Source organism: Flavobacterium chungangensis (assembly GCF_042654045.1).
In the GTDB taxonomy this organism is placed as follows: Bacteria; Bacteroidota; Bacteroidia; order Flavobacteriales; family Flavobacteriaceae; genus Flavobacterium; species Flavobacterium chungangensis.
The window spans coordinates 24,256-49,192 of the sequence record NZ_JBHSFY010000008.1 but is presented as its reverse complement, the minus strand read 5'-3'; the positions used below and the strand labels follow the sequence as shown (position 1 = coordinate 49,192).

Annotated in this window: 24 protein-coding genes and 2 tRNA genes; 15 read left to right on the top strand and 11 right to left on the bottom strand. The window is 33.8% G+C overall.

Annotated elements, in window-relative coordinates; translation table 11 throughout:
• Positions 1 to 84 precede the first annotated feature (84 nt).
• The gene (locus tag ACFO3N_RS13995) at positions 85 to 1,497 is read right to left on the bottom strand and encodes an aminopeptidase P N-terminal domain-containing protein (RefSeq protein ID WP_379798647.1); all 1,413 of its coding nucleotides are present in this window, start codon (positions 1,495 to 1,497) and stop codon (positions 85 to 87) included.
• 261 nt (positions 1,498 to 1,758) lie between these two features.
• On the opposite strand from ACFO3N_RS13995, the gene ACFO3N_RS13990 reads away from it, so the two are divergent.
• Positions 1,759 to 2,196, top strand: coding sequence for an META domain-containing protein (locus tag ACFO3N_RS13990; protein ID WP_379798644.1), 438 nt, complete (start codon positions 1,759 to 1,761; stop codon positions 2,194 to 2,196).
• A 206-nt stretch (positions 2,197 to 2,402) separates the two neighbouring features.
• Here the strand turns inward: ACFO3N_RS13990 and ACFO3N_RS13985 are convergent, their stop codons facing one another.
• The 5 genes from ACFO3N_RS13985 to msrB form a co-directional block, all read right to left on the bottom strand.
• Positions 2,403 to 3,647, bottom strand: coding sequence for an RNA polymerase sigma factor (locus tag ACFO3N_RS13985; protein WP_379798642.1), 1,245 nt, complete (start codon positions 3,645 to 3,647; stop codon positions 2,403 to 2,405).
• Positions 3,648 to 3,707: 60 nt separating this feature from the next.
• On the bottom strand, positions 3,708 to 4,046 hold the full coding sequence (locus tag ACFO3N_RS13980) for a YciI family protein (protein ID WP_012022379.1): 339 nt from the start codon (positions 4,044 to 4,046) through the stop codon (positions 3,708 to 3,710).
• Between the two features lie 81 nt (positions 4,047 to 4,127).
• On the bottom strand, positions 4,128 to 4,580 hold the full coding sequence (locus ACFO3N_RS13975; RefSeq protein WP_073408982.1) for a carboxymuconolactone decarboxylase family protein: 453 nt from the start codon (positions 4,578 to 4,580) through the stop codon (positions 4,128 to 4,130).
• A 397-nt stretch (positions 4,581 to 4,977) separates the two neighbouring features.
• Positions 4,978 to 5,583: a peptide-methionine (S)-S-oxide reductase MsrA gene (msrA, locus tag ACFO3N_RS13970; RefSeq protein WP_379798639.1), complete on the bottom strand. Its 606-nt coding sequence runs from the start codon at positions 5,581 to 5,583 to the stop codon at positions 4,978 to 4,980.
• Between the two features lie 7 nt (positions 5,584 to 5,590).
• Entirely contained in the window at positions 5,591 to 6,145 is a 555-nt protein-coding gene (gene msrB, locus ACFO3N_RS13965) for a peptide-methionine (R)-S-oxide reductase MsrB (RefSeq protein ID WP_250837374.1), read from the bottom strand.
• A gap of 295 nt (positions 6,146 to 6,440) precedes the next feature.
• On the opposite strand from msrB, the gene idi reads away from it, so the two are divergent.
• The 8 genes from idi (at position 6,441) to ACFO3N_RS13925 (ending at position 10,450) form a co-directional block, all read left to right on the top strand.
• Entirely contained in the window at positions 6,441 to 6,968 is a 528-nt protein-coding gene (gene idi / locus ACFO3N_RS13960) for an isopentenyl-diphosphate Delta-isomerase (protein WP_379798637.1), read from the top strand.
• A gap of 20 nt (positions 6,969 to 6,988) precedes the next feature.
• A complete protein-coding gene (locus ACFO3N_RS13955; RefSeq protein ID WP_066033610.1) occupies positions 6,989 to 7,399 on the top strand; it encodes a 6-carboxytetrahydropterin synthase in 411 nt (136 codons plus the stop codon).
• Positions 7,400 to 7,402: 3 nt separating this feature from the next.
• Positions 7,403 to 7,861: a peroxiredoxin gene (locus ACFO3N_RS13950; protein ID WP_379798635.1), complete on the top strand. Its 459-nt coding sequence runs from the start codon at positions 7,403 to 7,405 to the stop codon at positions 7,859 to 7,861.
• 56 nt (positions 7,862 to 7,917) lie between these two features.
• A complete protein-coding gene (locus ACFO3N_RS13945) occupies positions 7,918 to 8,886 on the top strand; it encodes a type I phosphomannose isomerase catalytic subunit (RefSeq protein ID WP_379798633.1) in 969 nt (322 codons plus the stop codon).
• Positions 8,887 to 8,943: 57 nt separating this feature from the next.
• Positions 8,944 to 9,210 carry a hypothetical protein gene (locus ACFO3N_RS13940; RefSeq protein ID WP_111364281.1) on the top strand — a complete coding sequence of 89 codons (267 nt, stop codon included), beginning with the start codon at positions 8,944 to 8,946 and terminating at the stop codon, positions 9,208 to 9,210.
• Between the two features lie 76 nt (positions 9,211 to 9,286).
• Positions 9,287 to 9,360 (top strand) — tRNA-Thr (locus ACFO3N_RS13935).
• Between the two features lie 112 nt (positions 9,361 to 9,472).
• Positions 9,473 to 9,546: transfer RNA gene (locus ACFO3N_RS13930), tRNA-Thr, on the top strand.
• 490 nt (positions 9,547 to 10,036) lie between these two features.
• Entirely contained in the window at positions 10,037 to 10,450 is a 414-nt protein-coding gene (locus ACFO3N_RS13925; protein ID WP_379798631.1) for a helix-turn-helix domain-containing protein, read from the top strand.
• Between the two features lie 54 nt (positions 10,451 to 10,504).
• Here ACFO3N_RS13925 and ACFO3N_RS13920 read toward each other — a convergent pair whose 3' ends face one another.
• The 3 genes from ACFO3N_RS13920 to htpG all read right to left on the bottom strand — a co-directional run bounded on the left by ACFO3N_RS13920 (position 10,505) and on the right by htpG (position 14,308).
• Positions 10,505 to 11,260: a DUF4369 domain-containing protein gene (locus ACFO3N_RS13920; RefSeq protein ID WP_379798629.1), complete on the bottom strand. Its 756-nt coding sequence runs from the start codon at positions 11,258 to 11,260 to the stop codon at positions 10,505 to 10,507.
• 135 nt (positions 11,261 to 11,395) lie between these two features.
• Positions 11,396 to 12,229: a hypothetical protein gene (locus tag ACFO3N_RS13915; protein ID WP_379798627.1), complete on the bottom strand. Its 834-nt coding sequence runs from the start codon at positions 12,227 to 12,229 to the stop codon at positions 11,396 to 11,398.
• A gap of 195 nt (positions 12,230 to 12,424) precedes the next feature.
• Positions 12,425 to 14,308, bottom strand: coding sequence for a molecular chaperone HtpG (htpG, locus tag ACFO3N_RS13910; protein ID WP_379798625.1), 1,884 nt, complete (start codon positions 14,306 to 14,308; stop codon positions 12,425 to 12,427).
• A gap of 204 nt (positions 14,309 to 14,512) precedes the next feature.
• On the opposite strand from htpG, the gene ACFO3N_RS13905 reads away from it, so the two are divergent.
• The 3 genes from ACFO3N_RS13905 (at position 14,513) to ACFO3N_RS13895 (ending at position 16,789) form a co-directional block, all read left to right on the top strand.
• Positions 14,513 to 15,016 carry a lipocalin family protein gene (locus tag ACFO3N_RS13905; protein ID WP_250837368.1) on the top strand — a complete coding sequence of 168 codons (504 nt, stop codon included), beginning with the start codon at positions 14,513 to 14,515 and terminating at the stop codon, positions 15,014 to 15,016.
• A 19-nt stretch (positions 15,017 to 15,035) separates the two neighbouring features.
• Positions 15,036 to 15,731 carry a YiaD family glycine zipper/OmpA-like lipoprotein gene (locus ACFO3N_RS13900; protein ID WP_250837367.1) on the top strand — a complete coding sequence of 232 codons (696 nt, stop codon included), beginning with the start codon at positions 15,036 to 15,038 and terminating at the stop codon, positions 15,729 to 15,731.
• A 107-nt stretch (positions 15,732 to 15,838) separates the two neighbouring features.
• Complete coding sequence (locus tag ACFO3N_RS13895) at positions 15,839 to 16,789, top strand: ABC transporter ATP-binding protein (protein ID WP_379798623.1); 951 nt, start codon at positions 15,839 to 15,841, stop codon at positions 16,787 to 16,789.
• 108 nt (positions 16,790 to 16,897) lie between these two features.
• Here ACFO3N_RS13895 and ACFO3N_RS13890 read toward each other — a convergent pair whose 3' ends face one another.
• Positions 16,898 to 19,306 carry an alpha/beta hydrolase family protein gene (locus ACFO3N_RS13890; protein ID WP_379798621.1) on the bottom strand — a complete coding sequence of 803 codons (2,409 nt, stop codon included), beginning with the start codon at positions 19,304 to 19,306 and terminating at the stop codon, positions 16,898 to 16,900.
• A 264-nt stretch (positions 19,307 to 19,570) separates the two neighbouring features.
• Here ACFO3N_RS13890 and ACFO3N_RS13885 point away from each other — a divergent pair, with 264 nt between their 5' ends.
• From ACFO3N_RS13885 to ACFO3N_RS13875, 3 genes are all read left to right on the top strand, one after another.
• Positions 19,571 to 20,578, top strand: a complete 1,008-nt coding sequence (locus ACFO3N_RS13885; RefSeq protein ID WP_095929390.1) for a 3-oxoacyl-ACP synthase III family protein — start codon at positions 19,571 to 19,573, stop codon at positions 20,576 to 20,578.
• A gap of 480 nt (positions 20,579 to 21,058) precedes the next feature.
• A complete protein-coding gene (locus tag ACFO3N_RS13880) occupies positions 21,059 to 21,382 on the top strand; it encodes a GIY-YIG nuclease family protein (protein ID WP_379798619.1) in 324 nt (107 codons plus the stop codon).
• Positions 21,383 to 21,655: 273 nt separating this feature from the next.
• Positions 21,656 to 22,327, top strand: a complete 672-nt coding sequence (locus tag ACFO3N_RS13875) for a copper homeostasis protein CutC (RefSeq protein WP_379798617.1) — start codon at positions 21,656 to 21,658, stop codon at positions 22,325 to 22,327.
• Positions 22,328 to 22,427: 100 nt separating this feature from the next.
• On the opposite strand, the gene ACFO3N_RS13870 is transcribed toward ACFO3N_RS13875, so the two are convergent.
• Positions 22,428 to 24,848, bottom strand: coding sequence for a TonB-dependent receptor (locus ACFO3N_RS13870; RefSeq protein WP_379798615.1), 2,421 nt, complete (start codon positions 24,846 to 24,848; stop codon positions 22,428 to 22,430).
• Positions 24,849 to 24,937: the final 89 nt, after the last annotated feature.

Below are 24,937 nucleotides of genomic sequence, written 5' to 3'. Positions count from 1 at the left end.
CACAGATTAAAAAGATTTACACAGATTTTTTTGTTTTTAATTTAAAAATCTTAATAATCCTTTTAATCTGTGGCTAAAAACTAATTAGATCTTAGGAAACTTCATATCATTAAAAGTGCTTTTTTGTTTGGCTAAAGCTTCTATATCTTGCCATTTTCTAGGAGAATCTGCAGATAGGTTTTCGTATGAATCTTTAAGCATCAAGATATCGTCTTCGATACGAACGCCAATATTCCACCATTTTTTATCGCATTTACTGTTTGCTGGAATGTAGATTCCAGGTTCTACAGTAAGAATCATGTTTTCTTTTATAAGAGTCTGCGGTCCGTTGTAAGTTCCTTTGTCATGAACATCTAAACCAAGAAAGTGTGAACAGCTATGAGGATAATATAATCTTACATCTTTTGGATCTGTAATAATTCCCAATTTAATCAAGCCTTTGGCTATAACATCTTTTGCGGTTTCGTTTAAAGCCACTAGCGGAGTTCCTTCTTTACAGATTTTAAAAACAGCTTCTTGAGCATCATATACGATTTGGTAAATTGCTTTTTGTTCTTCAGTAAATTTTCCGTTTGCAGGAATTGTTCTTGTAACGTCTGCAGAATAACCATGATATTCAGAACCCACATCCATTAGTAATAATTGGTTATCAATTTTTGTGGCGTTGTTTTCCCAATAATGCAAGATGCATCCGTTTGCTCCAGCTCCCACAATTGGACCATAACCTTCGGCTTCTGCTCCATAATGTTTATGAATGTAAGCATGAATTCCATCAACTTCATTTTCGCTCATATCTGGACCTACAGCTTTCATAACTTCGTTGTGTGCAATACACGAAAGTTTTACCGTTTTGCGCATCAAGACAAGCTCTTCTGGTGTTTTTATTTCGCGAAGAGAACTGGTGATTTTAGAGAATAAATTTGTTGAATCTTCATTTGCTTTCGTAATTCCTGCTTTAGATTTAAATGATTTTAGCAATACGTATAAATTGTCAGGATGGTCGCTTTCTTTTGCGTCTGTAGGAAATTCATCGTAAATAACTTTATCGAATTTTGAGAAATCAATCGCAAACGCGTTAAAATCTTTTCCGTTATAAACCGTTGTAAATTCAAGCTTTGATTTTGCGCCTTCAATTCCTAAACGTCTTCCTGTCCACATTTCACGAGTTGCATTTTTTTCTCTAACAAAAAGAACTTCATTGTACTTTTCAGTTCCTTGTGCTTCTTTGAAAATTAATAAAATAGCATCTGGTTCTTTGTATCCTGATAAATAATACATGTCAGGATTTGCGTGGTAATTATAATCAATATCTCTAGAAAAGACTCTTTCTGGATAAGAAAAAACAACTGCGACAGAATTAGCGGGCATTAAAGCTCTAAAAGCTTCGCGTCGTCCTTGATGAAATTCTTTTGTGAGATAATCTGTTGGAAGGTTTTCTTGCGATTGAACAAGCGAAGTGGTCAATGCAAATACAAACATAAATAGGAATTGTTTCATTTTTTGGTTTTTTATTGATGATTTTGGTCTTTTTGATTGATGCAAATTACAAAAAAAATAGTGTCACTTGTTTTATTTTAAACATCTGGGCTATAAAACTTTAAATAATTTGTAGTAACTTAGAGACAGAAAATAACAGCTTCGGTTAAAATTTAAACTTAATAAAAGCTGTAACTGGGCATGAATATTGAGAATAGGATTTTATAGAATTATTTTAGTTCAAAAAACAAAACAAATTATAAATCTTTAAAAAACATTTTTATGAAAAAATACACATTTGCCGTCCTTTCAGTTTTAACGCTATTATTTGCTTCATGCAAGACGTCAAAAACAGATAAAAGTGCCGACGACTTATTTGGTACAACTTGGGAATTAGAATACATCTCTGGACCAAGAATTGCTTTTGAAGGATTATATCCGAATAAAAAACCACAGCTTACTTTTGATCAAAAAGAAACAAAAGTGTATGGAAATAACGGATGTAATGGTTACAGCGCATCTTATACCCTAAAAGGAAAGTCTTTGACTTTTGGAGAAGAGGGACCAACTACAATGATGTTTTGTGAAGGTGGTGGAGAACAGCAGTTTTTAAAACAAATCAGGCTAATTACAAGTTATTCTATTGATAAAGATGGCAAATTAAATTTAATTCAAGGCGATGTGCCAATGATGAGATTTAAAAAAGTAGCAAAGCAATAGTATTCAAAATCAAAATAAAAAAAAGCTGTCTCATAAGGACAGCTTTTTTGTTGGATGAAATGTTATAAAATTCATTTTTTTGATATAAATATGTCGCTCCTCCGGAGCTTTATGCTGTAGACATTTATATTTTTGCTATAAATATTTCGCTCTTCCAGAGCTTATTCTTTTCTATAAATATTTTGTTCCTTTGGAGCTTAAAAAAGCTAAATTGTTTTCCACTTCAACTGTTCGATGTTTTTGCTGATAATGTTTTTGTCGGATGTAGTTTTTGCTAAACCAAATGCGGTTTCGAAATGCTGTAACGATTTTTTTGTATCAACTTCAAAATAAAGATTTCCAAGTAAGGAATAATAAAAATGATTATCGGTTAAATTTAGTTTTTCGGCTTCTTTGATGGCTTCTTCTTTGCCTTTTACTTTAGATAACACGTAAGTTCTGTTTAAAGCCACAATTGGCGAATATTCTAAAATGATTAAATTGTTGTAGAGCTCCAGAATATTTTCCCATTTCTCAGTTGTTTCTTTTTTTATAGTATGCCAATACGCAATTCCGGCTTCTAAATGGTATTTTGAAAGTGTATTTCCGGTTGAAGACTGACTCAGAAAATAAGTTCCTCTATCTATTAATTCCTTATTCCAAAGCGATTGATCTTGATCTTCATATAAAATAATTTCTCCGTTTAAACCCGTTCGGGCATCAAATCTTGACGAATGAAAACACATTAAAGCCATTAAAGCATTGGTTTGTGGCAGATTGGTGCTTTCGTTTTGAATCAATAAATAAGTCAGACGCATGGCTTCGGTGCAAAGGTCTTTTCGTAAAGTAGTATTTTGCGAAATAGAGTAGTAGCCTTCAGAATAAAGCAGGTAAATAGTTTTGAGAACGGTTTGGATTCTATCTTTTATTTCAGAGCTATTCGGATGTTGAATTTTTATGTTTTCTTCTTTGAGTTTTTCTTTGGCGCGATTTATCCTTTTATAAATCACTTCTTTATTAGATAAGAAAGCATCGGAGATTTCACCAACTCCAAAACCACACAGTAAATTTAAAGCAAGAGCAATTTGAGCTTCTTCGGAGTTACACGGATTACTAACTGTAAATATCATCGCGAGCTGACTATCAGCAATATTTTGATCAGATAAATCAAGGTCGATTTCAGGATTGTTTAATGGAGTATTGTGTTTTATTTCGGTAACTATTTTGGTTTCAAAAACGTTATTTCTTTTCAGGTAGTTTTTGGTTTTGTTTTTGGCAACAGTATACAGCCATGCAGTGGGGTTTTCGGGAATTCCTTTAATGGCCCAAGTTTCTGAAGCAGTCAAAAAAGTGTCGCTTACAATATCTTCTGCAATTTCGATATGCTGAATTCCAAATAAGCTGCAGAGAACTGAAACTATTTTTTGATATTCGGTTCTGAATAAATTGGGAATAAGTTCTTTGTGCTCCATATTTTAAGGAAAAATGCCTAAGTAAAGATACAAAGGCATTTTATATAAGTTAGTTCAAATCTAAACCGCCATTCTGATTTCAACATTTCCGCCAAAATTTAAAACAGGACATCCTTGCGCGATTTCGGTAGCTTCATCGTAATCTTTGGCTTTAATAATGATTAATCCGCCAATAGATTCTTTAATTTCAACAAAAGGTCCGTCGGTAATTCCTTTATTCGAGTTTACAAGTTTTCCTTGTCCATCCCAGCGTTGTAGGGGTCTTGCTAGTTTATCCTGAGCAGCAAGGCTTCCAAACCAGTTTTGCCATTGCTGTAAATGCTGCTGCAATTCTTCTGGCGACGGCTGTGTTTCTTTTGTTTTAAAATCTCTTCTGAAAATCAATAAAAACTCATTCATTTTTTTATGTTTTATAATTGAATAATCTGCTTTAAGTCGTATAAAGTTAATTGTTTTTAGAAAATAAAAATCAATTAGGATTTATCCGAATTGTCCAACTCTGTAAGTTCCTGGTGTATTAGCAAAAGTAATGTTTAAGCGATTCCAAGCATTAATTGCAGCAACTGCAAGCGTAAGGTCAATTAATTCTTGTTCTGTAAATTCAGCTTTTGCAATTTCGTAGATCTCGTCTGGAACATCGCAGGCATTTACTGCTTCTGCCAGAGCAAGAGCAACTCTTTCTCTTTTTGTGTAATATGGAGCTTCTCTCCAAACACTTAATCCAAATAAACGTTGTGTTGTTTCTCCAGCAGCTAAAGCTTCTTTTGAATGCATGTCTAAACAATAACCGCAGTTGTTGATTTGAGAGATTCTGAAATTGATTAATTCCATAAGAGACGCTTCGATTGTTGCTTTTTTTAAGTATCCGCTAATTCCAAATAATGTGCTTACTGCTTTTTGACCTTGTTCGAATAAATTAAGTCTAGTTTCCATAATGTATATTTTTTAATTGTTTATACCCTAATAACAATCGAACTTTCAGGATTGGACAAAAAAAGATGAAAAAAGTGAAATTATTTTTCAATTAAGAGGAGAAGCTAATATTTATAAGGAGTTAGTAAACAAAAAAAGAATGATTAAATCGAAGAATTTATAAAATTATCTTGTCAGCAAACCCCAGCGGGGTAAAATATTTATAGAATTTCGATAAGACAAATAAAAAAGCTCCAGAGGAGCGACATGTTTTTTATAATCTAATTATATGCCGCTCCTCCGGAGCTTTATGTTGTATATATTTATTCTTTACTATAAATATTTCGCTTCTCCGAAGCTTGAAAAAAAAAGAGACTGTCTCCGAAAAGACAGTCTTTATAATATAGGTTAATATTCTTTATTTCTTTTTGAGCTTATCTTTAAAAACTTTTTCAAACTTTTCTATTTTAGGCTGAATGACCATTTTGCAATACGGCTGATTTTTATTGTTTGCATAATAGTTTTGATGGTAATCTTCGGCTTTATAAAAAACTTTAAAAGGTTCTACTTTTGTCACAATTGGACTATTGTAGACTTTTGCTTTGTTGAGGTCGGCAATAATGCTTTGTGCTGCTTTTTTCTGTTCTTCGTTTTTGTAGAAAATAACAGAACGGTATTGCGTTCCAACATCTGCTCCCTGACGATTCAAAGTTGTGGGATCGTGAACGGTAAAAAAGACTTTGAAGATTTCGTTAATATCAGTTACATTTTTGTCGAAAGTAATCTGAACCACTTCGGCGTGACCTGTCTCTCCTGTGGAAACTTCTTCATAAGTCGGATTTGCGACTTTTCCGCCAGAAAACCCAGAAACAACAGATTTTACTCCGTCCAGATTTTCGTAAACAGCTTCAACGCACCAGTAACAGCCTCCGCCAAGTGTTATGGTTTCCAGATTGGCTTTTTTGTTTTGTGAAATGCCATTCAGCGAAAGTGCAAAAAGACATATTAAAAGTATATTTTTCATTTGTAGTTTATTTAGTATCTGGAATAAAATCAAGTGCAATCGAATTCATGCAGTAGCGTTTTCCGGTTGGTTCTGGACCATCGTCAAAGATGTGTCCTAAATGTCCGCCGCAGCGTCCGCAAAGAGTTTCGGTTCTTTCCATTCCAAGAGAATTATCTTCTTTAAAAACAATGCTTTTTTTGTTTTCCTGTTCAAAGAAACTCGGCCATCCGCAAGTGCTGGAAAATTTGGCTGTCGATCTAAAAAGCAAATTACCGCATGAAGCACAGTAATAAGTTCCTTTTTCATCGGTATTCCAATATTTGCCAGTAAAAGGCCTTTCGGTATCAGCCTCACGCATTACGGCATATACATCTGCTGGAAGAACCTTTTTCCATTCGGCATTGCTTACGTTAAGTTTTGTGGTGTCGGTATTTGAATAATAAGGATTTCCGGGTTTACTGATTTTATTTTCCATAACGGCTGTTTTTGCAGTTTGTTTTTTTGTGTTTTGTCCGCAGGCCTGAAAAATAAAAAGCGGAATCAAAAAACAAAGGCTGAAAATTAGGTTTTTAGATTTCATAAGTTCTTAGGTAGATTAATCTGTATATCAAAGATACGTTGAGAATTAGCTTCAAATTACAGTGTTTATTATTATTGAGATTTTTTTAAGTGTGTTTTAACTTTTTATTAGTTACGTAAAAGAAGACAATGTAGTTTTTATGTCTTAATTTTAACAGCTTTTAAATTTTTAGGATAAATTATAATATTGTAAATCAGTAAAATAGAAATTTGGTCAGAAGCTTACTTTTAGACAAGCTGAATTAGCATTTTTAAGCCATTTCTTTTTTCGTATTTTTGTTTGCTTAAGAAGCCTTATGACAGAAGAAAACGTAATATTAGTTAATCAAAACGATGAACAGATTGGCTTAATGCCAAAATTAGAAGCACATGAAAAAGCGCTTTTGCACCGTGCCTTTTCGGTTTTTATTTTGAATAGTAAAAACGAAATTATGTTGCAACAGCGTGCTCATCATAAATATCATTCTCCGTTGCTTTGGACAAACACTTGCTGCAGTCATCAGAGAGAAGGGGAAACCAACATCGAAGCGGGAACCCGCAGATTGTTTGAAGAAATGGGTTTTAAAGCCGAATTAAAAGAGTTGTTTCACTTTATATACAAAGCACCTTTTGATAACGGTTTGACAGAACATGAACTGGACCATGTTATGATTGGTTATTATAATCAGGAACCAAACATAAATCCAGACGAAGTAGAAGACTGGAAATGGATGAGTATTGAAGATGTTAAAGCAGATATTGAAAAACAGCCCGAAATTTATACCGTATGGTTTAAGATAATTTTTGATGAATTTGATCATTATCTAGAAGACCATAAATTATAGCCAACTAACCAGAAACATAAATGAGAGTAACCATATCAAGAAAAGCGCATTTTAATGCGGCACATCGATTGCATCGAAAGGATTGGTCATTTGAAAAAAACGATGCTGTTTTTGGAAAATGCAATAACCCGAACTTTCATGGTCATAATTATGGTTTAACAGTAAGTGTTACAGGAAAAATTGACCCGGAAACTGGTTTTGTTTTAGATGTGAAAGTATTGGCGGATATTATACGAGAAGAAGTAGAAATTCCGTTTGATCACAAAAATCTGAATTTGGATGTTCCTGAATTTGCAGATTTGAATCCGACGGCAGAGAATATTGCTGTTGTGATATGGAATAAAATTAGACAACGAATTCATGCCGACTTTGATCTTGAAGTGGTACTGAACGAAACGGAACGAAATTTTGTAACTTATAAAGGAGAATAAAAAATGTCATTAAAAATAGGAGATATAGTTCCGAATTTTACTGCGAAAGACAACAATGGAGAACTTTTTGAAAGCCAAAGCGTTTTAGGAAGGAAGCCAGTGGTCATTTACTTTTATCCAAAAGATAATACGCCAGGATGTACAACCGAAGCTTGCAGTTTTCGGGATCAATACGAAGATTTTAAAGATTTAGGAGCTGAGGTAATTGGTATTAGCAGCGATAGTGTAAAATCACATCATAAATTTGCGGCTAAACACAAATTGCCTTTTATTTTGCTTTCTGATCAGGATAAAAGATTAAGAAAACTTTTTGGTGTCCGCAATAATTTGTTCGGACTTCTGCCAGGACGCGTTACCTATATAATTGATAAAAATGGTTTGCTAATTTCGATATTTGACAGCGCAAATGCTGCAAAACATATACAGAAAGCCTTAGAAATCGTTCAAGAATTAGTATCGTAGATTACCAAAATAGTATCAAATTAGAATTAATTAAACAAATATATTAGCCTAAAAACATGAGTCAAAATCTATACCCTTTGCAATTTGAACCGATTTTAAAAGAAAGAATCTGGGGAGGAGAAAAATTAAAAACTATTTTAAATAAACCAATCGTTTCTAAAATTACTGGCGAAAGCTGGGAATTATCTACTGTACCAGGCGATGTGAGTGTGGTTGCAAATGGAGTTTTAAAAGGAAAATCGTTAATGGATTTGATTGATGAAACACCAGATGCGATTTTAGGAACTAAAGTTTATGAAAGATTCGGAAAACAATTTCCGTTGCTTTTTAAATACCTAGATGCAAGAGAAGATCTTTCTATTCAGGTGCATCCAAATGATAAATTGGCAAAAGAGCGTCACAACTCATTCGGAAAGACTGAAATGTGGTATGTAATGCAGGCCGATGCCGATGCTAGAATTATTGTTGGTTTTAAAGAAGATTCTAGCAAAGAAGAATATTTGAAACATTTACACGACAATACTTTGGTTTCGATCTTAGATGATGTAAAAGCAAAATCTGGAGATGTTTTTTTCTTAGAAACCGGAACAGTTCACGCAATTGGAGCTGGATTAGTAGTTGCCGAAATTCAGCAGACTTCTGATATTACATATCGTTTATACGATTTTGATCGTGTAGATGCGCAGGGAAATAAAAGAGAATTGCATGTTGATCTTGCATTAGATGCCATTAACTATAATAAAGTTGATACGCAGAAAAAATATGAGTCTAAAGTGAATACTTCAAATACCGTTGTTGACTGTCCTTATTTTACAACTAATTTCCTTCCTTTAGAAAACAAATTGGAAGTGGTTAAGAACGGAGAAACATTTACGGTTTATATGTGTATTGAAGGAAGCTTCGAAATCGAATATGACGGATTTAAGCATACTTATATTAAAGGAGATACTGTCTTAATTCCAGCTGCGATAAATGCATTTAATTTGAGCGGAAAAGCTTCAATTTTAGAAATTTACATTTCTTAGCATTAAATTTAAAGATAATATGTACTTTTGCAGACGCAAATTAAAATAATAAGAAAAATGGCAAACGTTAAGAATTTAAAGAAAGACATCAACTTCGTATTAGGAGATATTATTGAGGCAGTTTACTTGTTTGAGATGTCAACAACAGGAAATCCTACTCCAGAAACGAATGCTTTGGTCGATGAAGCTATTGCTGCATTCGATACTTTGATTACAAAAGTGAACGCAAAGAACGTTGAAAATAAAAAAGCACACTTCAAACAAATTAATGTTGAATTAGAACAAGCTGCTAATCAATTAATTGAAAAAATCAACGCTTTATAAGCAAAAAAAAGTGTAAAAAAGTGCAAATTTATTTTGGGAAATTGAAAAACCGCTTTATATTTGCACCCGTAATGACGCCGATGTAGCTCAGCTGGCTAGAGCAGCTGATTTGTAATCAGCAGGTCGTGGGTTCGAGTCCCTCTATCGGCTCAAAAAACGGAAACCATCACAGAAATGTGGTGGTTTTTTTAATTATAGAGAGTGGTGTGAAATTTTTTTTGGAATATTAAAAAACATTTATATCTTTGCACTCGCAAAATAGGCCGATGTAGCTCAGCTGGCTAGAGCAGCTGATTTGTAATCAGCAGGTCGTGGGTTCGAGTCCCTCTATCGGCTCAAAAACCATCACAGAAATGTGGTGGTTTTTTTATGCCCAAAAATGAAAATCCCCTTTTTTTAGTTTTCTATTCATTAAATTATAAACGCAGGTATTGTAATTTCGACGAAAGCTTTGGGAGATAAACGGTATTAGAACTCCAAAGCACAGTAGTAATCTTTGTCGAATTTTAAATGATACATTGCGCGCTTTTTAAATGAGTAAAATTTAGATTTTAGGATCAAATACAATTTACGGTTTTAACTCCGGGAAATGCGTTGTATTGTAGCGTATAATGGCGTTACAACAATTGAAACCCTTGGTTATGCTGATAAACTACTATTTGATAAAACAATTTCGATAAAGCTTAATTTTTCCTGTCGGAAAAATTGTATTTTTGTTTGCGTTTGAATAAAAAACAGCAGCAAAAATTTAGTTTTTATGGTATCGTACGTTTTAAATCTGTTTTTTACAGTTTAAAGGTATTTACTTAATTGTTATCTTTGAATTATGAGCACACTAACAAAACCAAATCACATTGGCAGAAAAATAAGCCGTATTCGTGAACTTCGTGATATGAAGCAGGAAGCATTGGCGCAGGCTTTAGGAACTAATCAGCAAGCTATTTCTCTAATGGAAAACAGCGAAACAATAGATGATGAAAAACTGGCAGAAGTTGCAAGAGCACTTGGGGTAAATGTGGAAGCTATTAAAAACTTTTCAGAAGAAAATATGATTAATTTTTTTAATACTTTTAATGAAGCTGTAAATAATAGCCACTTTGCAAGTAATAATAATAATTGCACTTTTAATCCACTTGATAAACTTATTGAATCTGTAGATGAAATCAAAAATCTTTACGAAAGACTTTTAAAAGCAGAAAGAGAAAAAGTTGAATATTTGGAAAAACTATTAAATAAATAAACAATAAAAAACGCCCTGATAATTCAGGGCGTTTTTTATTGTTGCTTTTATGTTTTATTCAGCTGGAGCAGGAGTTGTTTCGGCTGCAGGAGCTTTTTGTTCTTCTTTTTTAATTTCAGCTACATATTTTGTCAGTTTCTTTCCGTAAAGTGATTGTGCTACTTTTGGAGTCATTGATTTTTGAATCGTATCAAGAAACTTAAGGTTAATGTCGTAAATTTCTGCTAACGCAATATAAGGCGCTACTTCGTGATCTTTATTGTTAATGGCGAAGTTTGTAGCGTATAAATATTTTCTTTTGATGTTTGACTGTTGTTTCGCGTCAATGCTATCAATTGCTTTTTGATCTTGTCTTTTTAAAGCTTTGAATTTTGATTCAACCATAGACAAGTTTTCGTCTCTAAAACGCGTATTGATTTTTTGGTATTCCTCATATAATTCCTGATTTTTAGAACCAGTAATTTTTGCACCAGCGATGAAGTTGTCTAAATTAGTATCGATATTGATAGTTCCTGGTTCAGCAAAAAACAAAATATTATTATCTAATGAGTTTGTTACGCCTCGATCTAAATATAAATAGAGCATTTCTGGAGATTCTAATTTAATATCTCTTTCAAAAGCTGAGTTTCCATCAATTTTGATGCTGTCAATAGCAACAAGAGAAGTGTCGACAATTCTTTGGATATATAAAGTTCCGGTTTTTAAACCTTTAATGTTTCCTGTGATGTGTAGGTTATCAGCAGCTGATTCTTTTTTGCTACAAGATGCTAAGACTGCAAGAGTAACAAAAGCAATTAGTGTTTTTTTCATTAGTTTTTGAGATTTTGGTGCAAAATAAAGAAAATAGTTTAAATGTAAATAGGGGGGTGATGTTTTATTTTTATAAAAAAAATAAATCCCAATTTATTTCTAAATTGGGATTCTAAAGTAATGCAAGAAAAGGGTTTACATCGACAAAATAAACGAAGTGCCATTTTCGTGCGTATAAGTGTAAGTTGCATCGCAGTCATTGTTTCCGTAATCTATAACTCCGTTTAAAATACCGCCTTGTACTTTTAATTGTCCTTTGGAGATAAATAAGCAAGAATATTTTTTAATTAGCGGTTCTTTTACTGTCAAAGTAAGTGCTACACCATTTGAAGATGTTACGGTATGCGTGCCATCGATAATTTCATAAACATTGTCAGATAAAATCAAAGGCGTGTCTGCGCCTGCAGTTTGTTTTGTGGTGTAAGTTCCCGAAGTGGTATAAACTCCTCCTTGTAAATCTGTTAATTTACCATTAGTGACTTTTCTAGTCCATTGCGGTGTAGAAGCAACAGTTGTAGTGTTTGTATATTCAATAGTTCCTTCTAGTTTGATGTCTTTTATAGAATAGTCAATTCTTTTAATTGTCATTTTGCTTCCGCTTTCTGTAATTGGTCCCGAAAGCGTTACTTCTAATTTTCCTTTACGCGTAAGATTATTTGCGTCTTTGCATCCTGCTGTTCCAAAATCGGCCAAAAAGACTTTAGGGTAATTTCCTCCATTTGGCGTTGTAATGGTAATTGTTGCGCAAATTCCAGGAGGTGTATCGGCAGGTTTTCCGGAAGTTGAGGTGCTTGTACTGATTAAAAGACTGGTGTTAAGATCCATTTCGTTTGCTGCATCAACAGCAACTGATGCTCCAATGCTGGTCAGGTCTGTCGAAACGGCTGGGTCGTTATTGTCGCTTGAACAAGAAACATATAAAAGTGCTGTAGCACAAATTGTTGTAAGTAAAATGGCAGTTTTTTTCATAGGGTCTTTTTGTTTTGGGTTAGATTAATAAGGCAGTCAAATGTAATAAAAAATTTGAATTGCAATAAAGATCATTTAGTGGTAATCTATAGCGCTGTATAACGAATTTTTGAAGAAAAAATTATGGTCGAAAGGATGAGAAACAAAAAAAGCTGCCCAAACTGGGCAGCTTTTAGTAACATAGCATCTAAATGCTTATTTGATCATTTCGAAACTTCTTTTTACGAAAGCCGTAAGAGCCTCTCCTTTTAATAGGTTTTGAGATAACTTAGCTAAATCTAAAGCTTGTTTAACTAAATGCTCTTGGTGTGTTTTGTCTTCTGTATTTAAAATACTTGAAGCTAAATCAGAATTGGTGTTTACAACCAAATTGTACATTTCTGGCATATTACCCATTCCGAACATTCCGCCGCCACCTGTTTGGCTCATTTCTTTCATTCTACGCATAAATTCTGGTTGCGTGATGATGAATGGAGCTGCTTGAGAATCCATAGCTTCCAATTGAACGCTGTATGCTTTTGGAATATAAGCTTCTAAAGAAGTTTTTAAAGCTGCTTTTTCGTCATCAGAAAGTTTAGAAATAGTGTTTTCTTCTTTTTTGATTAAATTGTCAATGTGATCAGAGTCAACACGTACAAAAGTTAATCCGCTGTTATCGTTTTCGATTTTTTGAATCAAATGCGAGATAATCGGAGAATCTAAAAGCAATACTTCGTAACCTTTATCTTTTGCTGCCTCAATGTAAGAGTGCTGAGCATCTTTATTTCCAGCATAAAGAACTACTAATTTACCGTCTTTGTCAGTTTGATTTTCTTTTAGTTTTTCTTTTAATTCTTCTAAAGTAAAGTAAGTGTCATCTACAGTTGGATATAAAACAAATGCACCTGCTTTTTCGTAGAATTTCTCTTCAGAAAGCATTCCGTATTCTAAAACGATTTTAATATCGTTCCATTTTGCTTCAAAATCAGCACGGTTTTCGTTAAATAAAGCTTTTAATTTATCTGCTACTTTACGAGTAATGTAGTTTGAGATTTTCTTAACAGCTCCATCTGCCTGTAAACCAGAACGAGAAACGTTCAATGGAATATCTGGAGAATCGATAACCCCTTTTAACATTGTCAAAAATTCAGGAACAATTCCTTCTACGTTGTCAGTAACGTAAACTTGGTTTTGGTACAACTGAATTTTGTCTTTCTGGATTTGCATATCATTACCCAATTTTGGAAAATACAAAATACCAGTTAAGTTAAAAGGATAATCTACATTTAAATGAATGTGGAATAATGGCTCTTCAAACTGCATTGGATACAATTCTCTGTAGAAGTTTTTGTAATCTTCATCAGATAATTCAGAAGGTTGTTTTGTCCAAGCTGGATTTGGATTGTTAATAATATTGTCAGTTTCAACTGTTTCATTAACGTAATCTTCTGGAGCGTCTTCTGGTTTTGGAAGCGTTTCAGTTCTTGTTCCGAATTTAATCGGAATAGGCATGAACTTGTTGTATTTGTTTAATAAACCGCTAATTTTAGAATCATCTAAAAATTCAAGAGAATCTTCAGCAATATGAAGAATGATTTCTGTTCCGCGTGAAGTTTTGTCAGCTGGCTCTAAAGTAAATTCAGGACTTCCGTCACATGTCCAATGTGCCGCTGGTTCATCTTTATACGATTTTGTAATGATTTCAACTTTTTCAGCTACCATGAAAGCAGAATAGAAACCAAGACCAAAATGTCCGATAATTCCAGAATCTTTAGCAGAGTCTTTGTATTTGTCCAAAAATTCCTCAGCCCCAGAAAAGGCTACCTGATTGATGTATTTTTCAACTTCATCAGCAGTCATCCCTAAACCTTGATCGATAATGTGGATTTTTTTACCTTCTCTATCGACTTTCACTTCAATAATTGGGTTTCCGTATTCAACTTTAGCTTCACCAATGCTAATAAGATGTTTTAATTTTAAAGTAGCATCAGTACCATTAGAAACAAGCTCGCGTAAGAAAATTTCGTGGTCGCTGTATAAGAACTTTTTAATTAAAGGAAAAATGTTTTCTACTGAAACATTAATTTTACCTGTTGCCATATTTTTTAATTTTTGATTTAATTTGATGATTTTCATTCGTTCAAATAAAATACCAATTGTATTTTGGGTGACAAAATGTCGCAAATGTTAATTTTGAAAGAAAATAAATAGATTCTAAAACGAAAATTATCTTTATGAATCGTATATTTGTGGTACAATAATTGTTAAAAAGGCAAGTATTAATCTAAAAAAAAATTGTACAAAATGAAGAAGAGTATTTTTATATGCTTGATTGCCGCTATGTTCTTTGCGTGTAAATCAGCTTCGTCAACAGCTTCATCTTCTGAGGCTACTACGCTTTCGACAAAACTTGACAAATCGACTCAAGTAGCGCTAAAAGGAAATTGGGTACTTACCAATGTTTCTTACCCAGGTTCTGATTACATCAAAGTAAATTCATTTGATCTTGCAGATTCAAAATGTTTTATTGGAAGTACTTGGAGTTTTATTTCGAATAATAATAAAGGAACAATGGCTTTGACTTCGCCAAGTTGTACTGGATTTTCTTCGCCAATTGTATGGAGTATCAACAACCAAGGTTTGTTTGTGTTGAAAATTCTTAATGCAGGTGAAAAAGCGAAGAAAGTAAGAGATGGTTATTTGCTAAAAGTTGCAGGTGTAACTGAAAGTTCTTTTCAGTTAATTGATAATATCAATGTAGGTGGTCAGGTAAAAGATGTAGTTTACCAATTTCAAAGAGCTAATTAATATTTTAAAGATATAGAAAATGAGAAAGATAACGGTTTTAGGTTTAAGTAGTTTAATGGTTATAGCTAGTTTTTTTACAAGCTGTGATTCAGTAAAAAACGCAAATAATACGCAAAAAGGAGCCGGAATTGGTGTAGTTGCAGGTGGTGTTATTGGTGGTATTTTAGGAAATAATATCGGACGAGGCGGAAACGCTGCTTTAGGAGCTGCAATTGGAGCTGCTGTAGGTGGAGGAACTGGAGCTTTGATCGGAAATAAAATGGATAAGCAAGCTCGTGAAATTGATCAAGCCTTACCAGGTGCTTCTGTTGAAAGAGTTGGTGAAGGTATTCACTTGACATTAAACGAAAATGCAGTTCGTTTTGATACTAATAAATCTACTTTGACAACTCAAGCAAAAGCTAATTTAGATAAATTAGTTCCTGTATTTAATGAGTACGGAGATACAGATATTCAAATTTTTGGTTACACAGATAATACTGGAAAACCAGAATATAACTTGACACTTTCTGGGCAAAGAGCTGCTTCTGTGCAAGCTTATTTAGTTTCAAAAGGATTAAAATCAAGCCGTTTCAAAACTTCAGGTTTAGGAATTGCAGATCCAATTGCAACAAATGATACTCCAGAAGGTAGAGCTCAAAACCGTCGTGTTGAATTCTCAATTACAGCAAACGACAAAATGGTAAATGACGCTAAAGCAGAAGCTGGAAAATAGTTTCTAATAAAATAAATCATCAAAAAAGCTGTTTCAAATAATTGAAGCAGCTTTTTTTTGACTTTAGAAATTAAACATTGTAAATTTGACGACTCATATTACAACTCATGCTTGACATTCAAAATATATCTTTTTCGTACACCGAAAACCCCGTTATAAAAAACATCTCTTTTTCTATTGAAAAAGGCCAGAATATTGCGATTATTGGTGAGAGTGGCTGCGGAAAAAGTACGCTACTCAAGCTTATATACGGATTATACGATCTGGATGAAGGGAAGATTTTTTATGGCGATAAACCAATCTTGGGACCAAAGTTCAATTTGATTCCAGGGATGCCTTATATGAAATATCTGGCACAGGATTTTGATTTGTCTCCATACGAAACGGTTGCAGAAAACGTAGGTAAGTTTCTTTCGAACGGTTTTGCAAACATGAAGAAGCTTCGTGTTCAGGAATTGTTGGAGATGGTAGAAATGGATCAGTTTGCTAATGTCAAGACAAAATTTCTAAGTGGAGGGCAACAGCAAAGAGTGGCACTGGTTAGAGTTTTGGCTTTAGAACCAGAAGTGATTTTGTTGGACGAGCCATTTAGTCAGATAGATGCTTTTAGAAAAAATGCTCTGCGTCGTAATTTATTTCGTTATCTAAAACAAAAAGGAATTACGTGTATTATTGCAACACATGATAGTACAGATGCTTTGTCTTTTGCCGATCAGGCAATCGTGATGAGAAACGGAGAAGTGTTGGTAAAAGACGATCCTTCAAAAATATATGAAGATCCAAAGGTTAAATATGTAGCGTCTTTGTTTGGAGAAGTAAATGAAATTCCGACTCATTTATTATTGTCTTACACAGATGAAACACATAAAACATTGGTTTACCCACATCAATTTAAAATGGTTTCAGAATCGAAATTGATGGTGAAAATTAGAAGAACTTATTTTAGAGGAAGTCATTATTTAATTGAAACAGTTTACAAAAGGCAATTGATTTTCTTTGAAAGCGAAATAGATTTGCCGCTTGAACAAGAAGTTTTTCTGGCTTTAAATTATTTGTAATTAGAGAATGTGTCAATTAGAAAATTAGATAATTTCTAATTGTTAAAATAGTAAACCCGACAGGTTTCAAAAACCTGTCGGGTTTACTATTGCAATCAAATTATGAATTTAGTTTTTTAGATACTTTTCTAAGAACTGATCTTGTTCCCAAAGCAGGTGCAAAATATTTTCTTTTGCTACATAACCGTGAGATTCTTTTGGCAGAATAACCATTCTTGCTGGTGCTCCTAATCCTTTTAACGCTTGAAAATAACGTTCTGTCTGCAAAGTAAAAGTTCCCGGATTATTGTCTGCTTCTCCATGAACTAATAAAATTGGCGTTTTCATTTTTTCTGCATTCATAAAAGGAGACATTGCGTTGTAAACTTCTGGCGCTTCCCAGTAATTTCTTTGTTCAGATTGAAATCCGAATGGAGTTAATGTTCTATTGTATGCGCCGCTTCTTGCAATTCCGCATGCAAAAAGATCCGAATGGGTTAATAAGTTGGCAGTCATAAAGGCTCCGTAAGAATGTCCTCCAACAGCCACTTTTTTACGGTTAATATAACCTAAAGCATCTACGGCATCAATTGCTGCTGCATTATCTACTAATTGCGAAATAAAATTGTCATTTGGTTCCGTAGTTCCTTCGCCAATAATTGGAAAAGCGGCATCATCTAGAACCACATATCCTTTTGTTACCCAATATACGAATGAGCCATAATAAGGAAAAGTGAATTCATTTGAATTTTGAGTCGATTGAGAAGCGCTATTTCTATCTTTATATTCTGCAGGATATGCCCAGATCAATAATGGCAATTTTTCTTTTTTAGTTTTATCATAACCAACAGGAAGATATAAAGTTCCCGAAAGTTCTAATCCGTCTTTACGTTTGTATTTAATTACTTCTTTGCTTACGTCTTTAATGCTTTCAAACGGATTTTTAAAATCAGTAACTTGTGTTAGGCTATTTTGTTTTTTAATATTTCTGAAATAGTAATTTGGGTATTCTGTTTTTGACTGAATCATAACCAAGATTTTCCCAGACTTGAAATCTTCAATTTCTAAAATATCCTCTTTTTTATCTTTGTACGGAGAAGTGTAGATGCGTTTTGATTTTAAAGTCTCTATATTGAATTCGTCTACAAAAGGAAATTGTCCGTTTTTAGTATAACCTTCACCAATTCTATACAAGTTGTTTTTTTCGACAGCTAAAACATATTTATTGTAAGCATTCTTTTTTGTTTCAAAAACTCCAGGATCAGAATAAACATCTTGCGAGTTTCTATCCGTAATCAATTTTGGTTGCTGATTTGGGTTTGATGGATTAATCAAAAATGTTTTGGTGCTTCTCGTGTCATACCATTCTTCTGAGAGAACAGCTAGATTATCATTCCCCCATATAATATCGCTAAAACGTTGTGGAGTTTTTGCTAATGAAGAAGCTTCTTTGTCGAAAGGCGCATTCCAAAGAAAAACTTCATCTCTAAAATCAACTTTGTTTGCGGGATCTCCTTCGTCTAAAGCTACAACATAAGATAAAGTTGCAGGTTTGTCGTTTCTCCAAGCCATTTCTCTTTTTCCTTTTCGAACAGCCATGAAACCTTTTGGCATAATTTCATTTAAAGGAACCTCATTGACCGTTTTAATTTCTCTTCCGCTTAAATCATAAACAACGGTTTTGAATGGAAATCTATTCAATGGAACTACATAAGAAAATGGTTTTTGAATTGTTGTCAGCATAATGTACTGACCATCTGGCGAGATTTTTTCTCCAGCAAACATTGCGGCGTCTTTATATAAAACAGCATCTCCATTTAGTTTTACTTTATACAATTCAGAAGTTATGCAGTTTTCAAAATTAGCTTCGTCGTTTTTGTTTTTCAGCATATCCGGATACGTTCTGTTTTGAGATTTTTCTCCTGAAGTATTTGAAATAATCGGCCCAATAGGCAGATCTTTTTTAGAATCTAAAAGTGGTGGTCTGTTTTTAGGAAGCATTTTTACTAAGATAGTTTCGCTGTCTAAAAACCAGCTAAACGGATTTCCAAGATTGGCATTTACTCTAGCTTCTGTAAGTTTTGTCGCTTGTGCGCTTGCAACATCTAAAACCCAAAGTTCTACACCAGAATTGGTAGTGTGCGAGAATAGGATTTTTTTGTCGTTTGGCGACCAAAGAATGTTTGATATTTTCGGATTATCAGGGAGCCCTTTTACCTGAATTTCTTCCTTTCCGTTTATTTTTCTTAGTTTAAGATTGATTAAATACGTTACAGTACTTGAAATATTTGTAACCGGATTAATTCTCAAACCAGCCAGACGAACTTCTTCTTGGTTTAAATCGTCGAGCGTTTTATAAGTATTGCGATACATCAAGAGCATGTTCTCTTTTTTTGTATCCATTGATACTGAAGGAGCTCTTTGATAGTCTGCCAAATCTAGAATAGATTTTGAAGGTTTTTGATAAGTTAGATTCTCTTGTGCAAAAGAGAAAAAGCTTATATTTAAAAATAAAAACAGTGTAACCTTTAATTTCATAGTTTGAATTTTATGGGTTTGTAAATCGGTATTCAAAATGTTTGTCTAAGATAGTTTTGTCTTGTTACATCTTGAGCCTGATTTTTAATTTTTTTCAATGTTTGAGTCCAAAAATTGCCTTTTCAAGAAGTAAATCGTAATAAGTTAGTTTATATTTAGAGTATATTAAATTGCTAATAACGAAAAAAATAGTATTTTGTGTACGTATATTTTAAAGTATGCGTAAATTTGCAATAGAATTTTTTAATAAATAATAATAGATATATGTATCATTCAAAAATAGCTGGTTTAGGGTATTATGTTCCTTCTAATGTGGTGACTAACGATGATTTGTCTAAGATAATGGATACCAATGACGAATGGATTCAGGAAAGAACCGGAATTCAGGAAAGAAGACACATTATCCGCGGAGAAGACACTACTACTTCAATGGGAGTAAAAGCAGCTAAAATTGCAATAGAGCGTTCTGGTGTTGCCAAAGAAGATATTGACTTTGTAGTTTTTGCTACATTAAGTCCAGATTATTATTTTCCAGGGCCTGGAGTTCTGGTTCAAAGAGATTTAGGTTTAAGAACAGTTGGAGCATTAGATGTTAGAAACCAATGTTCTGGTTTTGTTTATGCAATTTCTGTTGCAGATCAATATATTAAAACCGGAATGTATAAGAATATTTTGGTTATTGGTTCTGAGGTTCACTCTACAGGTTTAGACATGACAACTCGCGGACGTGGAGTTTCTGTAATTTTCGGAGATGGAGCAGGAGCAGCCGTTTTAAGCCGTGAAGAAGATTTGACCAAAGGAATTTTATCTACACATTTACACTCTGAAGGAGAGCATGCAGAAGAATTGGCTTTGCAAGCGCCAGGAATGGGAGCGCGTTGGGTAACCGATATTATTGCAGATAATGACCCAAATGATGAAAGTTATTATCCTTACATGAACGGACAATTTGTTTTTAAAAATGCTGTAGTTCGTTTTGCTGAAGTAATCAATGAAGGATTGGAGGCAAATGGTCTTCAGGTTTCAGACATTGATATGTTGATTCCGCATCAAGCCAATTTGAGAATTTCGCAATTCATCCAAAATAAATTCAAGTTAACAGATGACCAAGTTCATAACAATATTCAGAAATACGGAAACACAACCGCAGCATCTATTCCGATTGCTTTGACTGAGGCTTGGGAACAAGGGAAAATCAAATCTGGAGATACTGTAGTCTTAGCAGCCTTCGGAAGTGGATTTACTTGGGCAAGTGCTATTATTAAATGGTAAAATAATCATCTTACATTATATTTTTTTAAAACCTGCTTCTTATTGGGAGCAGGTTTTTTTTATACCCATTTGTCAAGCTGAGCGAAGCCGAAGCTCCCGTTCCAATATGAGTGCCCTTCGACTTCGCTCAGGGAGACAAATCTTTGACGATAACATGTGATTGATTTCTATTTGTCAGGCTGAGCGGAGTCGAAGCCCTCGTTCCAATAGGTAAGCCCTTCGACTTCGCTTAGGGTGACAAAACTTTAAGGATTATAGAACTTCTTGATTTCTAATTTGTCAGGCTGAGCGAAGTCGAAGCCCTTGTTCCAATAGGCACGCCCTTCGACTTCGCTCAAGGAGACAAATCTTTGACGATAACATGTGATTGATTTCTATTTGTCAGGCTGAGCGAAGTCGAAGCCCCGTTCCAATTGGCACATTTTCCTGCGTGTTTTTGAATTAAATTTCTTACTTTTATTTTTGTAAAAATAAAAAATCATGAAAATATATTACGTCTATATTTTGAAATGCTCTGATGGAAGTTATTACACAGGAATGACAAACGATACAAATAGAAGACTAAATGAACATAATTATGGTTTAAATAAAGAAAGCTACACATTTAATAAGAGACCTTTAGAGTTGGTATTTTGTACAGAGTTTAATGATGTTATCCAAGCCATCGCATTTGAAAAGCAAGTAAAAGGCTGGAGCAGAAAAAAGAAAGAAGCTATAATAAAAGATAAATGGGAGGATTTGAAAAAACTTTCTCAATGTCTGAATAAAACAACTCATAAAAATTTTAATAAAAAGAATGTTTAGTATTAAATTAGCCGTCGGTTTTGTTTAGTATAACAAAGGAGACTTGTCAGGCTGAGCGAAGTCGAAGCCCACGTTCCAATAGGCGCGCCCTTCGACTTCGCTCAGGGAGACAAAGATTGAACATAATTATTTTGCTTGTCAGTTTAAGCGGAGTCGAAGCCCACGTTCCAATAGGAGCGCCCTTCGACTCCGCTCAGGGAGACAAAGATTGAACATAATTTTTTTGCAGCTTGTCAGGCTGAACGGAGTCGAAGCCATTTTAATACAATACAAATGAAAAAAAATCAACTAGAAATAGCTTGTTTTAATTATGAATCGGCATTAATTGCTCAAGCAAACGGCGCGGATAGAATTGAGCTATGTGAGAATATGAAACTGGGAGGGACGACTCCAAACTCAATCTTGGTAGTAAAAGTCCGTGAAAGTTTAAATATAAAAATGCATGTTATTATAAGACCTCGCGGAGGTGATTTTGTCTATTCTGACGAAGAGCTTACCGAAATGAAACAAGATATCAAGCAATATAAAAAACTAGGCGTTGATGGTTTCGTTTTCGGGATTTTAAAAGAGAACGGAAAAGTAAATAAAAAGCAGAATAAGGAATTAGTGCATTTGGCGCATCCTTTATCGTGTACTTTTCACCGCGCTTTTGACGTAGTTAAAAATCCTGAAAAAGCACTTGAAGATGTGATTGATTGTGGCTTCAAAACCATTTTGACTTCAGGTCAAGGTGTAAATGTAGAAGAAGGGATTTTGGCTTTAGAAAGACTTCAAGAACTAGCGGGAGACAGAATTGAAATTATGCCAGGAGGAGGTTTAAGATCGTCGAATATCAAACTGTTGCAAGAAAAATTAGATCTCACTTTTTATCATTCTTCAGCAATCACAGATAATTCTGAAACTGCAAATCCAGAAGAAATAAAGGAGTTGCGTAACTTTTTATAGAATAGAATAAAACAAAAAAAGTCTGGAGGTGGCAATCTCCAGACTTTTTTTCTACAAGAAATTATTCAAAAAATTATTTAAAAAATTTTCTCAGGCAAGATTAGAACATTCCGCCTCCGCCTTTGTTAGTATTGTCATCTCTTTGTTTACGTTGTAAGTTTTTGATTTTTCCGCCTCCAAAGTTGTAAGTCAAACCAAAGTAAACTGTTTGGCTTTCCCATTTAAATTGACCTGCTTGAGGGTAAGGATACATGGTGTCAAAAGCATATTTCATTGTATTGAAAACATCATTGAAACGAACGCTTAAATTCATTTTGTTGTCCAACAAGGTATAACGTGTACCAATATCCATTTTATACATTTCGTGGCTGTTATTTTGAAGCCCGTCTGTAGCACCTCTATAGAATCCGAAAGCTAAGAAACTTAAACGTTTGTTTACTTTAAAGTTAGAGTTCATACGTCCGTTGAAAGCAGCAACAGTGATTTTTCTATCGATTGGGTTACTTGTATTTGTTACAGGATCGTATTGGAATACAATACCTTGCTGATTAATACTTGAGAAATCAATCGATGGTTGGATATCCCACCATTTTGTAATTTTGTAATTGAAAGAAACTTCAAATCCGTAAGCTGTATTGTGATCGTAGTTGGTAAAACTCATGATTTGTTTTTCCATGCTCGGATCTGCTGGATCAGGATATAAAATTCTGCTGATTTGGTCATTAATGCTTCTCACAAAAACTCCAGTTGTAAAACTTCCTTTTTCAAGAGTTTTAGTATAATTTACTTCAACTGAGTTGGTAAACTGAGGTCTTAATTCTGGGTTTCCTAATGAAGTAACTAAAGGAGTAGCAAATTCACGAATAGGTTTTGTCTGTTCTAAACTCGGACGGTCTACACGACGGCTGTAGCTAAACTGCAACGTGTTTTTCTCATTCAAATTATAAGTTAAATATGCTGATGGATACAATGTAATATAATCATCATCAAATTTAGTTTGACCATAATTTAAGTTAGCTTGTACTTTATAGCTTTCAAAACGCGCACCCAATTGATAGCTAAACTTTTTGAATTTCTGTCCAAATGTTACATAGGCAGAATAAATATCTGTGTCATAAGTATAGTGAGACGTTTGGTCTGCTACTGGTAACAAAGGATTTCCAGTTACATAATCGTTAGCTGTTCTCGTAATTCTAGCTTCAGCACCAGCTTCAAGAGTTGTTTTTTCGTTTAACGGATTAACATAATCCACGTTTACAGTGCTTAGTTTTCTGGTTCCTTCTAGGAAATCATTATATACAATACCCGAGGCAGTATTGTCAATTTTTGTCGTTTTAGTGTCAAAAGCAGCATTTTGAGTTTCTTTATTATCACTATAATTTGCTTCAAAATCTAAAGTATGGCCTTCTTTTTTAAAGATGTGTTTGTAGGCCAAATTGTATGTTCCAACTCTGTCAGGTCCCCAATAGCTTGATTTTTGAAAGATATTAGAAATATCAGAACCCGTTACATTATTGTAATCAATATCAGTGTCTACAAAACCTTTTCCGTTAGATTTGTTTTGATTGGTATAGAAAGACAAGGTGTTATGGTCATCAATTAAATAATCCATTCCTATTTTGTATAAGTAAGAATCATTATCATTCAAAACAGCTATATTTTGAACTATATCTTGATCAAATCTTTGGATGAATCCTGTGTTTTGGTAAGTACCAAAGTTTTGCCCCACATTTCCAAAGAAATTTACTTTCCCTGTTTTGTAATTTAAATCTAAAGATTGATTGTATTTTGCCGTTTTACCAAAAGTAATACCACCACTATAGCTTCCATTAAAACCAGTGTTTGCATTTTTGTGTAAGATGATATTAATGATTCCAGACATTCCTTCTGGATTGTATTTTGCACTCGGGTTCGTAATCAATTCAATTTTCTTGATAGAAGTTGACGGAATTTGTTTTAACAATTGAGCAGGATCAATATTACTTGGACGCCCATCAATTAATACACGAACATTATCATTTCCGCGAAGCGAAAGCTTTCCGTCCTGATCTACATTTACAGAAGGAATATTGTTCATAATATCAGATGCCGAAGCTCCAGCAGTTGTCAAGTCCTTACCAACATTCACTACTTTTCTATCAATTTTTTGTTCGATTGTAGAACGTTCTGCGATAATGTTGACACCTTTTAATTGCGTTGCTTCTTCTTCAAGAGCTACATTTACAGTAGCATTTTTTTTGTTTTCGCTTAAAAGTACAGAACCGATATATTTTCTAAATCCAATATATTGAATCTCGATGGTGTAACTTTTTAAAGCAATGTTTTTAAATGAATAGTCTCCGTTATCGTCTGTATTTACCCCAGAAACCACTTTTCCATTTTCTTTAAGCGAAACTGTTGCATAAGAAATCGGCGCATTGTTCGACTTTTCTGTAATTTTTCCAGTAATACTTCCAGTATTCTGGGCCTGTGCAGTTGCGATTATACCTAATAATGCAAACAGAAAGAATTTTAATTTCATGATTTTTTACTGATTATTTTTGATTTGATTGATGATGATGATTTCGTTTTGTTAGTTTTTCTTTTTTTCTTTTTTTGACTTTAAAAAAA

Bases quoted from the DNA above. Each gene is read 5' to 3' on its own strand.
- ACFO3N_RS13940 (WP_111364281.1), top strand. From the start codon at position 8,944: ATGGCAAACGTTAAGAATTTAAAGAAAGACATCAACTTCGTATTAGGA.
- ACFO3N_RS13875 (WP_379798617.1), top strand. From the start codon at position 21,656: ATGAAAAAAAATCAACTAGAAATAGCTTGTTTTAATTATGAATCGGCA.
- ACFO3N_RS13895 (WP_379798623.1), top strand. From the start codon at position 15,839: ATGCTTGACATTCAAAATATATCTTTTTCGTACACCGAAAACCCCGTT.
- ACFO3N_RS13880 (WP_379798619.1), top strand. From the start codon at position 21,059: ATGAAAATATATTACGTCTATATTTTGAAATGCTCTGATGGAAGTTAT.
- htpG (WP_379798625.1), bottom strand. From the start codon at position 14,308: ATGGCAACAGGTAAAATTAATGTTTCAGTAGAAAACATTTTTCCTTTA.
- ACFO3N_RS13990 (WP_379798644.1), top strand. From the start codon at position 1,759: ATGAAAAAATACACATTTGCCGTCCTTTCAGTTTTAACGCTATTATTT.
- msrA (WP_379798639.1), bottom strand. From the start codon at position 5,583: ATGAAAAATATACTTTTAATATGTCTTTTTGCACTTTCGCTGAATGGC.
- ACFO3N_RS13870 (WP_379798615.1), bottom strand. From the start codon at position 24,848: ATGAAATTAAAATTCTTTCTGTTTGCATTATTAGGTATAATCGCAACT.
- ACFO3N_RS13885 (WP_095929390.1), top strand. From the start codon at position 19,571: ATGTATCATTCAAAAATAGCTGGTTTAGGGTATTATGTTCCTTCTAAT.
- ACFO3N_RS13955 (WP_066033610.1), top strand. From the start codon at position 6,989: ATGAGAGTAACCATATCAAGAAAAGCGCATTTTAATGCGGCACATCGA.
- ACFO3N_RS13900 (WP_250837367.1), top strand. From the start codon at position 15,036: ATGAGAAAGATAACGGTTTTAGGTTTAAGTAGTTTAATGGTTATAGCT.
- idi (WP_379798637.1), top strand. From the start codon at position 6,441: ATGACAGAAGAAAACGTAATATTAGTTAATCAAAACGATGAACAGATT.
- ACFO3N_RS13915 (WP_379798627.1), bottom strand. From the start codon at position 12,229: ATGAAAAAAACTGCCATTTTACTTACAACAATTTGTGCTACAGCACTT.
- ACFO3N_RS13985 (WP_379798642.1), bottom strand. From the start codon at position 3,647: ATGGAGCACAAAGAACTTATTCCCAATTTATTCAGAACCGAATATCAA.
- ACFO3N_RS13925 (WP_379798631.1), top strand. From the start codon at position 10,037: ATGAGCACACTAACAAAACCAAATCACATTGGCAGAAAAATAAGCCGT.
- ACFO3N_RS13950 (WP_379798635.1), top strand. From the start codon at position 7,403: ATGTCATTAAAAATAGGAGATATAGTTCCGAATTTTACTGCGAAAGAC.
- ACFO3N_RS13980 (WP_012022379.1), bottom strand. From the start codon at position 4,046: ATGAATGAGTTTTTATTGATTTTCAGAAGAGATTTTAAAACAAAAGAA.
- msrB (WP_250837374.1), bottom strand. From the start codon at position 6,145: ATGAAATCTAAAAACCTAATTTTCAGCCTTTGTTTTTTGATTCCGCTT.
- ACFO3N_RS13920 (WP_379798629.1), bottom strand. From the start codon at position 11,260: ATGAAAAAAACACTAATTGCTTTTGTTACTCTTGCAGTCTTAGCATCT.
- ACFO3N_RS13945 (WP_379798633.1), top strand. From the start codon at position 7,918: ATGAGTCAAAATCTATACCCTTTGCAATTTGAACCGATTTTAAAAGAA.
- ACFO3N_RS13995 (WP_379798647.1), bottom strand. From the start codon at position 1,497: ATGAAACAATTCCTATTTATGTTTGTATTTGCATTGACCACTTCGCTT.
- ACFO3N_RS13890 (WP_379798621.1), bottom strand. From the start codon at position 19,306: ATGAAATTAAAGGTTACACTGTTTTTATTTTTAAATATAAGCTTTTTC.
- ACFO3N_RS13905 (WP_250837368.1), top strand. From the start codon at position 14,513: ATGAAGAAGAGTATTTTTATATGCTTGATTGCCGCTATGTTCTTTGCG.
- ACFO3N_RS13975 (WP_073408982.1), bottom strand. From the start codon at position 4,580: ATGGAAACTAGACTTAATTTATTCGAACAAGGTCAAAAAGCAGTAAGC.